General features: G+C 53.6%; 10 protein-coding genes and 1 pseudogene. 10 read left to right on the top strand and 1 reads right to left on the bottom strand.

Going from position 1 to position 14,560, the window contains the following annotated elements; genetic code table 11:
* The first annotated feature begins 162 nt into the window (after positions 1-162).
* The 10 genes from ABIE60_RS14210 to ABIE60_RS14255 all read left to right on the top strand — a co-directional run bounded on the left by ABIE60_RS14210 (position 163) and on the right by ABIE60_RS14255 (position 13,687).
* Complete coding sequence (locus ABIE60_RS14210) at positions 163-1,239, top strand: MBL fold metallo-hydrolase (protein WP_354470177.1); 1,077 nt, start codon at positions 163-165, stop codon at positions 1,237-1,239.
* Positions 1,240-1,273: 34 nt separating this feature from the next.
* Positions 1,274-2,968: a class I adenylate-forming enzyme family protein gene (locus ABIE60_RS14215; RefSeq protein ID WP_354470178.1), complete on the top strand. Its 1,695-nt coding sequence runs from the start codon at positions 1,274-1,276 to the stop codon at positions 2,966-2,968.
* Between the two features lie 206 nt (positions 2,969-3,174).
* Positions 3,175-4,908 (top strand): FAD-dependent oxidoreductase, encoded by a 1,734-nt coding sequence (locus tag ABIE60_RS14220; protein WP_354470179.1) that lies wholly within the window; start codon positions 3,175-3,177, stop codon positions 4,906-4,908.
* Positions 4,905-6,590, top strand: coding sequence for an FAD-binding protein (locus ABIE60_RS14225; RefSeq protein ID WP_354470180.1), 1,686 nt, complete (start codon positions 4,905-4,907; stop codon positions 6,588-6,590). Before ABIE60_RS14220 ends, ABIE60_RS14225 begins: the two co-directional genes overlap by 4 nt.
* Before the next feature lie 11 nt (positions 6,591-6,601).
* The gene (locus ABIE60_RS14230; protein WP_354470181.1) at positions 6,602-7,360 is read left to right on the top strand and encodes an SDR family oxidoreductase; all 759 of its coding nucleotides are present in this window, start codon (positions 6,602-6,604) and stop codon (positions 7,358-7,360) included.
* A 1-nt stretch (position 7,361) separates the two neighbouring features.
* Complete coding sequence (locus ABIE60_RS14235) at positions 7,362-8,969, top strand: FadD3 family acyl-CoA ligase (RefSeq protein ID WP_354470182.1); 1,608 nt, start codon at positions 7,362-7,364, stop codon at positions 8,967-8,969.
* A gap of 121 nt (positions 8,970-9,090) precedes the next feature.
* Positions 9,091-9,966, top strand: a complete 876-nt coding sequence (locus ABIE60_RS14240; protein WP_354470183.1) for an SDR family NAD(P)-dependent oxidoreductase — start codon at positions 9,091-9,093, stop codon at positions 9,964-9,966.
* 264 nt (positions 9,967-10,230) lie between these two features.
* On the top strand, positions 10,231-10,872 hold the full coding sequence (locus tag ABIE60_RS14245; protein WP_354470184.1) for a restriction endonuclease subunit S: 642 nt from the start codon (positions 10,231-10,233) through the stop codon (positions 10,870-10,872).
* A gap of 116 nt (positions 10,873-10,988) precedes the next feature.
* Entirely contained in the window at positions 10,989-12,038 is a 1,050-nt protein-coding gene (locus ABIE60_RS14250) for a DNA cytosine methyltransferase (protein WP_354470185.1), read from the top strand.
* On the top strand, positions 12,035-13,687 hold the full coding sequence (locus ABIE60_RS14255) for a TIGR02391 family protein (protein ID WP_354470186.1): 1,653 nt from the start codon (positions 12,035-12,037) through the stop codon (positions 13,685-13,687). Before ABIE60_RS14250 ends, ABIE60_RS14255 begins: the two co-directional genes overlap by 4 nt.
* A 567-nt stretch (positions 13,688-14,254) precedes the next feature.
* Here the strand turns inward: ABIE60_RS14255 and ABIE60_RS14260 are convergent.
* Positions 14,255-14,560 (bottom strand): annotated as a pseudogene (locus tag ABIE60_RS14260) (IS1634 family transposase); the annotation flags it as partial.

The following is a 14,560-nucleotide window of genomic DNA, read 5'->3' on the forward strand; positions in this document are numbered from 1 at the left end:
GGGCTCCAATGGATTTATTGTTGTTGGTGACAAGTTACCTGAGTGACCAGTCCGAACATCGTCCTTTTGGACGTAGTGAGGGGGGTGTTAATCGCGTCAGATGACAACCTTGCGAACATACCACCATCAGGCCGACTCTGCGTCGGATACAAGGAGAGGGCTATGCCAGAACGTGAAACCGATGCTCAGACCCGCCAGCGCAAGGCGGCAGAGCGGGATGCATTGGAGTATCCATACCTCGATCCTGCAATCCCCGGTGAGGCGATTGAAGTGGCTGCAGGCGTTTTCTGGACACGCATTCCCATGCCGATGGCACTGGATCACATCAACGTGTATCTGCTGGCGGATGATGATGGCTGGTATCTGGTTGATACCGGATTGAATACGGATGAGTCACGTCATTGCTGGCGCACGCTGGCACAGCGGTATTTCCCGCAGCAACCCCTCAAGGGGATTATTTGTACCCACTTTCATTATGATCATGCAGGTCTGGCCAGCTGGTTGATGAAAGAGTTTAACGCGCCCCTGTATATGACTCACGGTGAATACTTCACCATGCGTGCGCTGGCCAGCGCTAATACCACCATCAAGGAAGATGCTCAGCGAGCATTCTTCCAGCACACCGGCATGCCAGAAGATCGCTTCCAGAAAATGCTGAACTCACATCGGCGCGATCCGTTCATGCCTGAGTTTCCGCCCAGCTTCATTCGTCTGCGCGATGGTGACAGCCTCACTGTTGGAGGACGCCAATGGCAGGTCGTGATCGGCGAGGGACACTCCCCCGAACATGCCTGTCTGTACTGTGAAAGTGATCGAATCCTGCTGGCCGGCGACCAGGTTCTGCCCGGTATCAGCTCGAATGTGCTGGTCAGTGATGTTGAGCCAGAAGCGGACCCGCTGAGCCTTTGGCTTAAATCACTCGATCGCCTGCGAACTCTGTCGGCAGACGCACTGGTACTGCCAGCCCATGGGCTTGTATTCAAGGGGTTACATACGCGAGTGGATCAGTTGCACGCCCATCATCAGCGACAGCTGGAGGTGTTGATGGGGCCTGCCCGCAAGGGAGAGCAGTTCACCGCATGGGAGGCAATGAGCTGGCTGTTCCCGCGTGAACTCAAGTCGATCGAACTCATGCTTGCGCTGGGCGAGACGCTGGCACATTTGAGTTATCTGTGCCGTACAGACCGGCTGGATCGCCATCGCGACAGCGCAGGGCTGGACCGCTACCGTGCACAATGATTGAATGCCTTCACAACAATAAGAGGAATATTCCATGAATGCCATTACGCAGCAGGCTGCTGCCGTTCGGGCACAGCTGACCGCGGAAGGAGCGCCTTTCGAGCTGATGTCTGTTGATACCTCCAGAGGGTGCTTTCGGGTATATAAAAATGCCCCGGCCAGTCTGGTAGACGTTATACAGCAGTCGCGTCGAGAAGATGATGGCTGCTTCATGGTCTATCAAGGCGATCGCTGGAGCTATCAGCGCTTTTACGCTCATGTGGATGCATTTGCTTCCTGGATGTACTGCAAGGGGATCAAGGCGGGAGACCGCGTAGCGATTGCGATGCGCAATCGTCCCGAGTGGGTGGTGGCATTCATCGCGGCGGCGCGCCTCGGTGCGGTGCCTGCGCCCCTGAACAGCTTCGGTCTGGGTGAGGAGCTACGTGCGGCGCTGGACGATCTGCAGGCGGATGTTCTGGTCTGCGACACGGACCGGCTGCAGCGCATTGATCCCGCTTATCTTACGGCATCCATGCCGGTCGTACTGGTTGGCCCCGCCCTTGATCAGGCCGGTGCACAGACGCTGGGGTACGATGAGGTGATTGCACGGCCTGTTGGCGAGTTGCCTGAGGTTAGCCCTGAGCCTGAAGATCCTGCGCTGATTCTTTTCACCTCCGGTGCCACCAGCCATGCCAAGGCCGTGGTATCCAGTCAGCGGGCGGTCTGTCAGGCGCTGTTCAATATTGATTACATCAGTGCGATGTCGGCGATGACCTCGCCGGAGGCACTGGCACGCATTCAGAAAATGGCGCGTGCCCCCGTGATTCTGACAGCGGTCCCCCTGTTTCATGTCAGTGGCCTGCATGCGCAGCTATTGACGGCGGTGCGAACTGGACGCCGCTTGGCGTTCATGCACAAGTGGGAGGCAGGGGCGGCCATCGAGCTGATGCGTGCAGAGCAGGTTACCCAGTTCAATGGTGCGCCTTCCATGGTAATGCAGCTGTTGCGTGAGCCTGAATTCCACACCGAGAGTGTCAAGGGGGGCTTGGCGGGCCTTGGGTTCGGTGGTGCAGGTTTGCCACAGGGGCTGATTGATGAGGTGCTGGATGCGCTGCCGGATCAGCTGGTGGGTATCGGTTACGGCATGACAGAGACCAATGGCGTCGGCTCTGCGATATCCGGCGATCTGTTCCGGCTGCAGCCAACGGCATCAGGTCTTGTCTCGCCTCTTATGGAAGTGAAAGTGATGGCGCCGGATGGCACTGAGCTGCCGCTGGATCAGGATGGCGAGATCTGTTTGCGCTCCATTACCCTGATGGATGGCTATCTCGGCAACGAGTCAGCCACGCGAGAAGCCCTGAGAGGTGGCTGGCTGCATACCGGTGATTTGGGGCATCTGGATGATGACGGATTCATCTACATCGTTGACCGTCTCAAGGATGTGATCAACCGCGCCGGTGAAAATGTAGCCGCTGCAGAGGTCGAGTCCTGTCTGATGCGTCACCCGCTGGTACGAGAGGCCGCTGTGCTGGGTGTCCCCGATGAAGAAACCGGTGAAGCTGTTGTCGCCGTTGTCGCGATTCAGCCGGGCGAAGAGCTGGAAGAAGCTGAACTGCAGGCCTTTGTCGCTGAGCACCTGGCCGCCTACAAGGTGCCGTCCATGATCTCCGTGCAGCAGGAGAAACTGCCACGCAATCCGGCCGGCAAACTGCTCAAGCAACAGATCAAGAAACAGCTTTTCCTCTAAATCTACTTCCTTTCTTCCTTCAGTGCGGATGCCTTCGGGTATCCGCATTTTCATGTTGGCCTGTACGCCATTTTCGCTTAGTCCGCTTTGACGATGCCTGACCCTGTGGCCCTTGCGCATGATGGTGCATGAGTGCCAATGGCGTTGGCATCAGGTCGCAGTCGGTCGGCTGCCCCGGATTGAAAATAATAAAATGGAGATAGCAGATGACTTCACAGGCTAAAGTCACCGATACCTATGATGTAGTGGTGGTAGGGTCCGGTGCCGGTGCACTGACGGCGGCGATCTTTGCCGCCGACAAGGGAATGAGTGTGCTGATTGTCGAAAAAAGCGACAAGTACGGCGGTACATCAGCGCTGTCAGGTGGCGGTATTTGGGTTCCCAATAACCACTATTTCAAGGCCAAAGGGGGCAATGACAGCTACGAAAAGGCACTGACCTATCTGAAAGCATCGGTGGGTGATCAGGTTGATGAGACACGCCAGCGGGCCTACCTTGATAACGCTCCCGAGATGATGCACTACCTGCAGGAAAACACCCGCCTGAACTACACCGTGGCCGAGCGCTACCCGGACTACTATCAGCACCTGCTTGGCGCGGCACCGGGTGGGCGTACACTTGACCCGGAACTCTTCGACACCAGTGCGCTGGGTGATGAGGTCGAGAACCTGCAGCCGGCTTCACCGACAACACTGTTGATGGGCAAGATCGCCTGGACCGCCCGTCATGCGCACAAGGCGATGGCGCGTGAGCGTGGCTGGCGACTGCTGCTGATCTGGTTGATGCTGCGCTACAAGCTGGACTTCAAACAGCGCCGCAAAACCAAACGTGACCGTCGTGCGGCACTGGGTAACGCCCTGATCGCCTCGCTGCGTGCTTCGCTGATGGACCGGGACGTTCCGCTCTGGCTCAACACCGATTTCCGCGAACTGGTACAAAATGACAGCGGTCGCGTCACTGGCCTGATCGTCAAGCGTAACGGACAGGAGCAACTGATCAATGTGCGTCAGGGTGTGATTCTGGGCTCTGGCGGTTTCGAGCAGAATCAGGCGCTGCGTGACAAGTATCTGCCCAAACCGACCAGGGTAGAGTGGAGCGCCACACCGCCGGGTCGTAACACAGGTGCTGCGCTTGAGGCCGGTCAGGCGATAGGGGCCGCGACCGCCATGCTGGATTGGGCCTGGTGGGCCCCGACCATCAGCGTACCGAAGGAAGAAAAGGCGCGTGGCGTGTTTGCCGAGCGTGCCTTCCCGGGTGCCATTGTGGTCAACGGCGAAGGCAAACGCTTCGTCAACGAGGCGGTGGGCTACCTTGAGTTTGTTGACGAAATGTACAAGGACAACATCAAGACCAACGGCAAGACCGTACCGGCCTGGGTCATTTTCGATGCCCATTTCCGCTTCAACTATGCCATGGGACCGTTGATGCCTTCGCAGGTTATGCCTGATAGCCGTATGCCCAAGTCCTGGCATAAAAACGTGTACTGGAAGGCTGACAGCCTTGAGACGCTGGCGGCTGAAATTGGAGTGGATGCGAAAGGCCTCAAGCATACCGTCGAACGGGTCAATAGCTTCGCGGCCACCGGCAATGATGAGGATTTCCAGCGCGGCGGCAACGTGTTCGATCGTTACTACGGCGACAGCAACGTCAAGCCCAACCCCTGCCTCGCACCGATCAAGAAAGGTCCCTTTTACGCCATGCGTCTGGATGCCGGGGATATCGGTACCAAGGGCGGCCTGCTGACCAATGAGAAGGGCTGTGTTGTGCGTGAGGACGGTGGCGAAATCCGGGGGCTTTACGCTATCGGCAACTGTTCCGCTTCGGTGATGGGAACGTCCTATCCGGGAGCGGGTGCAACGCTGGGACCGGCCATGACCTTTGCCTATATTGCCGTCAACGATCTGGTTCAGCAGAAAGCGAAGCAAAAGGTACCGGCATGAGTGCAGCCAGCATAACTCAAATCAGCGCACCACTGCGCTTACTGGAACCCGAACAGCAACGCTGGGCACAAGAGTGTGATGTGTTGGTCGTGGGGTGGGGCGCAGCCGGTGCCTGTGCTGCCATTGAGGCCCATGACAAGGGTGCAGATGTCATTGTGGTGGACCGTTTCCAGGGGGGCGGTGCCAGCGCCAAGAGCGGAGGTGTCGTCTACGCCGGAGGTGGTACTGACCAGCAGCAGCGCGCCGGTTTTGCCGATAGCCCCGAGGCGATGTTTGACTACCTCAAACACGAAACTCAGGGGGTCGTCAGTGACGCCAATCTTAAACGCTTCTGCGATGCGAGCGTTCCCAACCTGAAATGGCTCGAGGCGATGGGGACACCCTATAGCCATACCATGCCGCCCGGTGGCAAAACCTCCTATCCCCAGGATGGCTACTACCTCTACTACTCCGGCAATGAGCTGGTGCCTGCCTATCGCGGCGAATTGCCGCCGCCACCGCGAGGACACCGTACTGTCGGCAAGGGACATGGTGGCGTGGTGCTGTACTCCCATCTGCAGGCGGCCTGTCGTCAGCGCGGCATCCGCAGTCTGACCCAGTCGTCGGTGCGTCGGCTCGTGGTGAATGGTGAAAATCAGGTCATCGGTGCCGAGGTTTGGACGATCCCCGCCGACACCAAGGCGGCAAGTCTGCATGCGCGCTGGGCCCAAAGGGCCGAAAAACTGCAGAACCTGGCCCCCGGCTACTGTAACCGCTTAAGGCAAAAGCTGGCGGCATTGGAGTTCAAATACGCCTGCCCCGCGCTGGTAAGGGCGCATAAGGGGGTGGTCCTCAGTACGGGCGGCTTTATTTTCAATAAAGAGCTGATTAAAGAGGTTGCACCCAAATATCGGCGCAACTTCAAGATTGGCGCGACCGGCTGTGACGGCAGTGGCCTGCGGCTTGGACTGTCGGTGGGTGCGGCGGCGGACAGGCTGGATACCGTATCCGCCTGGCGCTTTATCAATCCGCCGCAGAAATGGCCCAAAGGTATTGCCGTGAATGCTCGAGGCGAACGCTTCTGCAATGAAGAGGTGTACGGCGCCACCCTGGGGCATGCGATCTGTGAAGAGCAAAACGGCAAGGCCTGGCTGATCCTCGATAAGCCACTGCGTCGACAGTCGATTCGACAGGCCCTGTTTGGCAGATACTGGTGGTTCCAGTCGGTGCCGGCACTGGTCATGATGTTACTCGCTGCCAAAAAAGGAGCAACTCCAGCCGCGCTGGCACGCAAAACCGGCATGGACACCACTGCGCTTGAGGCTTCTTTGAGTGCCTACAACCAGGCGATCAGCAGCGGCCAGACTGATCCCTTGGGCAAGTCCGCCGAGTCCTGTCAGGCCCTGCGCCAGGGGCCGTTTTATGCACTGGATATCTCCGTCAGCTCCGGGGTTCTGCCGCTGGGAGCGCTGACACTGGGCGGGCTTAAAGTGGACGAAAACAGCGGTCAGGTACTGGATGCCAATGCCTCCCCTATTCAGGGTCTGTATGCGGCGGGCCGCACGGCTGTGGGCATTCCTTCCAATCTTTATATCAGTGGGCTTTCACTGGCGGACTGCGTGTTTTCAGGCCGTCGTGCCGGTGCAGCTGCCGCAGCTGAACAACATGCAGCAACGGGCACCGAGTCACTGGCAACAGCTTAAGGATTTCATACATGAACAACTCAATGGACAACAAGATAGCACTGGTGACCGGTGCCGCCAGCGGTGTGGGTCTGGCCGTGACACATGCGCTGGTTGCAGCGGGTGTTCGCGTCATCATGACCGATCTGCAGGAAAGCCGTGGCCGAGCGGAAGCCGAAGCGCTGGGCAAACATGTGCGCTTCATGACCATGGATGTGGCTGATCCCGATGACTGGGACAGCGTATTGGGCAGCATCCGTGAGCAGGAAGGCAGGCTGGATGTGCTGGTCAACAACGCCGCTATTCTCAAGCCCGGCAGCATTGAAACCACCTCTTATGACGACTGGAAACTGCTGCACCGCATCAACTCGGACAGCGTGTTTCTGGGCTGCCAGAAAGGGCTGGAGTTATTAAAGGTGCAGGGAGGTTCGATCATCAATGTGTCCTCCATCGCGGCTCTGGCGGGGCGGCCTGATTATCTGGCCTACAGCGCATCCAAAGGTTCTGTTGCAGCCATGACACGCGTAGTGGCCGCGCATTGCCGACGTGAAAAATACCGGGTGCGCTGCAACTCGGTACACCCCGATGGCGTGTTGACGCCAATGACCCGTGCTTCCTATCCGGAAGGCATCGATCCGAACAACTTCACCATCGACAAGGACCCGATGAACCGCATGTGTCAGCCGGAAGACGTGGCCGCTGCGGTGGCGTTCCTGGCATCGGACGAGGCGCGGGCGATCAACGGTATCGAGCTGCGGATAGACAGCGGCCAATTCATCATGAGTATTTGATATGACCAGCATGCACACAAAACTGAACATACCCCTGATGGCACAGACCACGCCGGAACTGGTTTTTCAGGCCTCGAGGCAGTTTGCAGGCAGGGTTGCCATCGAAGACCACGACGAGAAGATCGATTATGCCGATCTCTCCAGCCGTGTACTGGAGGTCGCGCGCGGTTTAATGCGATTGGGGGTCAAACCGGGAGATCGGGTAGCGGTCTGGGCTCCGAACTGCGCCCGCTGGATACTGGCAACCCTCGGTCTGCAGATGGCCGGAGCAGTATTGGTACCGATCAATACGCGCATGAAAGCCGCTGAAGCCCAGGACATCATCAGTCGCAGCGGCAGCCGTATTCTGTTCTCGGTAGGTGATTTTCTCGGTATCGACTATCCGGCTCAATTGAGCGAGCGATATGCCGACCTGCTCGACATGACCATCGTCATGAGCCCGCGCAGTGGCACTCCATTGGCTAACAGTCTGGAGTGGGATGAGTTTATCCAGCAGGGACAGGTGGTCAGTGAATCCGCCGCACGGGTACGTGCCGTAGAACTCACCGCCGACAGCCTGTCCGATCTGATGTTTACCTCCGGTACAACGGGCAAGCCCAAGGGCGTCATGAGTGCCCATGGCGCGGGCCTGCGTGCTTTTGCCGAGTTTGCCAGGATTTTGGGTTTGGTTCCGGGTGACCGTTTCCTGATCGTGAATCCGTTTTTCCACACCTTCGGCTACAAGGCGGGATGGCTGTGCAGTCTGATGTGCGGTGTCACCATTCTGCCGCACCCGGTGTTCGATGCCGATGAGGTGCTGGAGCGGATCGAGCGCGACAAGGTATCGGTTCTGCCGGGGCCGCCGACGCTCTACCTGTCGCTGCTGGCCCACCCGCAGCTGGCGCAGAAAGACCTGAGCAGCCTGCGTGCGGCATCCACCGGTTCCTCATCCATCCCGCCCATCCTGATCGAGCGGATGCGCAACGAGTTGGGCTTCAAGGTAGTGACCACCGCCTATGGCCTGACCGAGTGCAGTGGCATAGCCACCATTTGTGATCCTGATGATCCCGCCGAAGTGATCGCCGGAACCAGTGGCAAAGCCATAGCCGGCACCGAAGTGGTGATCTTCGACCAGGACGGCCAGCAGCTGGGCCCCAACGAGGATGGCGAGATCTGCATCCGCAGCCCCAACATCATGCTGGGCTACTACCGGAACAAGGAGGCAACGGACGAAGCGATCGATGCTGACAACTGGCTGCACACTGGTGATGTGGGCTCGCTGGACGAGAACGGCTACCTGCGTATCACCGGTCGCCTGAAGGACATGTTCATCGTCGGCGGGTTCAACTGCTATCCGGCGGAGATCGAAGCGGCGTTGGTGGAGCACCCCGAAGTGGCTCAAGCGGCCGTGATCGGCGTACCGGACGAGCGCATGGGCGAGGTGGGCTGCGCCTTTATCGTACGCCGTCATGGCAGCCGGCTGGATGAAAAAAACCTGATCCAGTGGTCCCGAGACCACATGGCCAACTACAAGGTGCCGCGCATGGTGCGCTTTGTGTCGGCCCTGCCGGTGAATGCGTCCAACAAGGTCGACAAGCTGGCGCTCAAGCGTGACTTTGAGGGGGCCTGAGCCTGTGAGCCTGGCACTAACCGGGTGAGACTGAGTAAGACAAGGGCTGGTGGAACTCTCACCGGCCCTTTTGGTTTCAGCGGTCGCCCGTTCGAAGATCGAGATTAAAGGGAAAAAGCATATGACGGATACAACGAAAGGCGTGGCGGTGGTCACCGGAGCCAGTCGTGGCGTCGGCAAGGGCATCGCTATAGCCCTGGGCTCGGCAGGCATGACGGTATATGTTACCGGGCGCTCTGTCACCGAGAGTCGGGCGTCAGTCAAGGGACAGGTGCTGTCCGGTACGCTGCTGGAAACCGCAGAAGAAGTTACGCGTGCCGGAGGGCAGGGTATCGCGGTTGCCTGTGATCATGCCGATGATCAGCAGGTCAAGGCGCTGTTTGATCAGGTGGAGTGTGAGCAGGGGCGGCTCGATCTGCTGGTCAACAATGCCATCGCCCTGCATGACAACCTGATAGACCCAGGCCCCTTCTGGGAAAAGCCGCCAGAGCTGGTCAACCTGATCGATGTGGGATTGCGCTCCTCCTATGTCGCCAGTTACTACGCCGCGCCGCTGCTGCTGAAAAGTGAGCAGGCGCTGATTGTCTTTACCTCCTCCTATGGCGGTGCCTGTTACATGCACGGTCCTGCGTATGGTGCGCAAAAGGCCGGTGGCGACAAGATGGCGGCCGATATGGCGGTGGACTTTGAAGGGACTGGCGTCAGCTGTGTTTCCCTGTGGCTGGGACCGCAAAAGACCGAACGCTCGGCGGTCGCTGCCGTCGCCAGGCCGGATTCCTACGGCGACATCATGGAGATCGGTGAAAGCCCCGAATTCAACGGGAGGGTGATTCTGGCGCTGCTGCAGGACCCCCAGCTTGAGGCGTATTCCGGCAAGACCTTGATCAGTGCCGAATTGGCGCAGGATTACGGCGTGACCGATGGTAATCGCCAGCCTCTCAGCTATCGGCAGATGCTGGGAGCACCGCAGCAATGGCATCCTGCCTGCGTGAAATAACAGCCCGCCATGAGTGAAACTCGAACGACCGGCGATAGTACCGGGTTTTTCTGCGCAAAAATGGTCATGAAGCTCTGGAAAAATAGGCAGCATTAGGACAGGATTAAGCCTTAATGGATTTCGAGTGTACCGAGGTGCACACAAAACTCTACTCATGAGCAGCTCATTTTCAATGGAAGGGAGATGGAGAAGCGATGTCTCACCTTCAGAGCTCTGAGGCGCATCTTTCGGACTAGCGGATACAGATTTATTCAAGGATGAATGATGAACCACGAAAGACACGAAAATAAGGGCAAAGGATTGATGTCAAAGTTGTGGTTTTCCGAGTTTCGGAATGCGGGGGAGTGGCGCGAGACTCGGCTTGGAGAGCTGGGGGAATTGACAGGTGTTGGTACATCAACCAAAAGCAACGACTCTTTTTGGAAGGGCAGCGTTCCTTGGGTTTTCAGTTCAGGGATATCAGAAGACTCTATATACGAACTAATGATCAGCTGGTTCATCACTGAGGAGGCGACAAAAAGCTTAGACCAAGAATTGGTACCTGAAGGTAGTATCCTTCTCGTTTATCGTCTAGTGGTGGGGAAGCTTACTATAACAAAAACAGTGGTTTTTACCAGTCAGAATTTAACTAATCTAATCCCTTGCAATGATGACCTTGAATTCCTAAGCCTCCTTCTGAAGGAAAACTCATATGCACTCGCATGTCTTGGACAAAGCGTAGCCATAACAGGCTTTATGAAAGGTGGTATTTCAAAGCCCTTGGTTTTTTTCCAGATTCTTAAGAAAAAAATCACCGAATGCTTATTTTCCCTCGATGCATTAATCACCGCGCGCACGGGGAAATTTTATACTTTAAAGGCCCCAAGAAAAGAACTGATGCGGCAGAATTTCCTGGTCTGGAAGTGACGCATGATTAATCATAATGGTCGAAATCAAAAAGAAATTAAGTTTTAATAAACCTTTTTTGAGCCTTTTATTTGGTATTGCAACTGGGGAAGTATTTTCCTGGGTACGGATAAAATATGACGAATAAATTCAAAGCTATTGACTTGTTTTGCGGTGCTGGCGGTCTGACAGTAGGACTTAAGAAAGCCGGGTTTGCAGTCATTGCCGGGGTTGAGCTAAATCCTGTTGCTGTCGAGACCTATATGCTTAACCATAAAAATCACCTGCTCTATGAGAGCGATATTAGGAGCCTGTCACCCGAAAATATCATGCAGGACTTGGGTATTAAAAAAGGTGAGCTGGATTTGTTGGCAGGGTGCCCACCATGCCAAGGCTTCTCCACACATCGAACAAGAAATAAAAGTGTTGCTGTGGAGGACGACAGGAATGACCTAGTTTTTGAATTCGTACGGTTTGTTGAGGGAATGTTGCCAAAGACTATTATGATGGAGAATGTTCCAGGTCTTTATAAAGATGAAAGAATTCAAAAAGTTATCGCGAGTCTGAAAGTTATGGGATATATTTTTGAGGATCACTCTCTGGCTGTCCGGAATGCCGCCGATTACGGAGTTCCTCAAAGAAGAAGTCGAATGATAATGATGGCATCAAGGCTCGGCTCTATTGATGAGCCTAAGAAAACAAGTTCCGTCAAAAAGGTAAGGGACGCTCTTGAGGGCCTGCCGGAAGTTGGAAAAAGTGGTGATATTCTTCATGATTGGGTAACAAAACGAAGTGAAAAGGTGCAGGAAATAATTTCTCTAGTTCCTAAAAATGGTGGTTCCCGCTCTGATATACCAGAAGAGTATTGGTTGGATTGTCACAAAAGAAATCCGAAAAGTTACAAAGATGTATATGGCCGAATGTCATGGGATGATGTTGCTCCAACCATTACAGGCGGGTGCCACAATCCGTCAAAGGGACGGTTCGTGCATCCTGAACTTAATCGTGCAATCACTCTGAGAGAGGCAGCGATACTTCAAACATTTCCAAAAAATTATAAATTTTCAACATCGAAAGGCAAGGATGCAATTGCCCTGATGATTGGAAATGCATTACCGCCTGTTTTTATCAAAAGTCAGGCAGCCATGCTAGTTAAACACTTGAAGGAAATGGGGTGTAAAAAATGACATTGGTTTTAAAATTTGAGCCAAAAACTATTGAGCATCTGGGTGTCAAGATGTATTCAACACTTCCTCCTGCATTGGCGGAGCTTATTTCAAATTCTTACGATGCTGACGCAAGCGAAGTTGATGTGGGATTCCACGAGCAAAATGGAACTCCGATTTCAATTACCGTTAAGGATAATGGTTGTGGGATGAGCTTTGAGGATATTCAGAATAAGTTTCTTTCCATTGGACGGGATCGAAGAGAAAAGGATGGTGATATACCCTCACCTAAATATGGCAGACTCCCTACGGGAAAAAAAGGGCTGGGAAAACTCGCTCTCTTTGGTATTGCTAAAGAAATCACCATCGATACTGTCAAAGACGGTAAGAGAAATCGTTTTATTTTAGACTGGGATACTTTATATTCATCTGAAGGCCAATATAATCCTAGGGTCGAAATTTCTAATGAGATTACCGATCGGGGTGTCGGGACGATTATTAAGTTAAAAGGGCTGAAAAGGAAATCTAAATTTGATATCGATTCGATAGCTGATGGTTTGGCGAGAATTTTTATTACAGAGGATGATTTTAAAATACGGTTGGTTAAAACGGGAGGAGTGGGAAATGAAGTCATCGATGTTGATAGTGGTCGCCGCTATGGTCAGATAGATAAACAGTTCTTTTGGAACAAGGATGACTTGGAAATTAGTGAATACGAGCATTCTGATGATGTTGAATTCCAATTTATTACAAGTGAGAAGCCAATAAAACCAAACTCGGGGCTCCGTGGGATAACTATTTTCTCAAGAGGAAAGCTTGTTAACGCTCCTGAGTTTTTCTCAGATAGCACGTCTAGCCATGTTTTTCAGTACCTCACTGGTTGGATTAAAGCTGATTTTATTGACCTTTTGGACGAAGATGTTATTTCTACTAACAGGCAATCTCTGAACTGGGAACATGAAGAAATGCTTGTGTTTAGAGAATGGCTTCAGGATTTGATTGCCAAGGTAAAATCAGATTGGAGTAAAAAAAGAAAGGATAAAAAAGATAAAGACTTTGAAGACAGAACTGGAATAGATAAAGAAAAGTGGATGTCTACTCTTCCTTCTGACATCAAAGGTGCTGCAGAAAAAATCATTAGCACCTTAAGTAAAGACGAAGGGGTGGATGAGTCATTCAATCCTGTTGTTTTGGCTCTTCATGATATTATACCAGAGTACCCAGAGCTTCATTGGCGGCACCTGCATGATAAAATTAGAGAAAGAATTAAGGTATATTATGAGAACGAACAATTTGCAGAAGCAGCAGACCAAGGAACAAAAATTTACGCACAGGTTCTTCGTGAACTTAGTGGTAAACTGGAAGATGGTACTGCTTTAGCACAGGTTTTTTCAGCAGGTAGTAGACAAAATCCCTCCACTCCCTGTATTCAGATTGCAGATATAAGTACAGATAGTGGATGGAATATACAAGAAGGCCAAGGTCATATGACGCGAGGACTTATGGCTGGATTCAGGAATCCGATGAATCATCAGCCCTTTGATATCCTTGTTCCTGGTACTTTTTCGCGCTTAGATTGCTTGAATATCCTTAGCCTCATCTCGTATTTAACAACTCGGCTAGATTATGTAAATATAGAAAAAAAGGAAGACTTTGAAGATATTGAATGACTTGAAAGCTTTCAATAGACCTAAATATAGTTTATGTACTAACGCACAAATTAAAGCGGGCGTGTGAAACACAGAAGCTAGCTGTAATCGCCAGTGGTGGTGAAATACGGTATTTGCGTTTATACCAATCTAACTTTTCCAGTCTGTGTGGATAGTTCGGTGTATTGTGGTGAAGGTTATCCATGCTAAAGAGAAGTTGATGAGTCGGGACAATGCTCGATTTCTTGTTTCATTCCCACGATGCAGGTTAAGAATGAGCCCGATATAGAAGCTGGATCCACTCAGGTAAGGATGGCCTCATGAGCGCTACCAACATCCTCGACAGCTTTGATACCATCGCGATCCACCTACGGGAGCGGTTGGAAACTGATCCTACCCCCAAAAAATTCATAACAATTTAAAACTGGAAAATTCGGCATGATGATCCCTAAGATCAGGAGTGCATGCCATGAAGAAATCGCGCTGTACGAAAGAACAGATCGCTTTCCTTCTCAAGCAGGCCACCCGAGTTCAACAGTTAGCGTTATAAGCTATTGATTCGTATAGACAGCACTGCAAAATGCTCCACTACACGATCAGGTTATCGAGGCCAACGCTGGGTTTTTCGATGCTAAGAGCCTTGAAGATATCCAGCTGCTCCCGGCTCATGCTGGACACGCCTGTCACGGTGCTGCCACCGAGGGTGGCCTGGTGATATTGGATACGCCGTAACTGCTCCAGTGCCCGCATGGGCGAGTGTTCGGAGCCTGCTGCCTTTAAGCGCATCCGCATCACGCGGTGCAGAACCAAAGCGATAAAGCAGATCATGGCATGGGCTCTGATCCGCTCAGGCAGCCGGTGGTATACCGGGCCGATTTCGATATCCGATTTCAG

Source organism: Marinobacterium sp. MBR-109, assembly GCF_040547565.1.
GTDB lineage: Bacteria > Pseudomonadota > Gammaproteobacteria > Pseudomonadales > Balneatricaceae > Marinobacterium.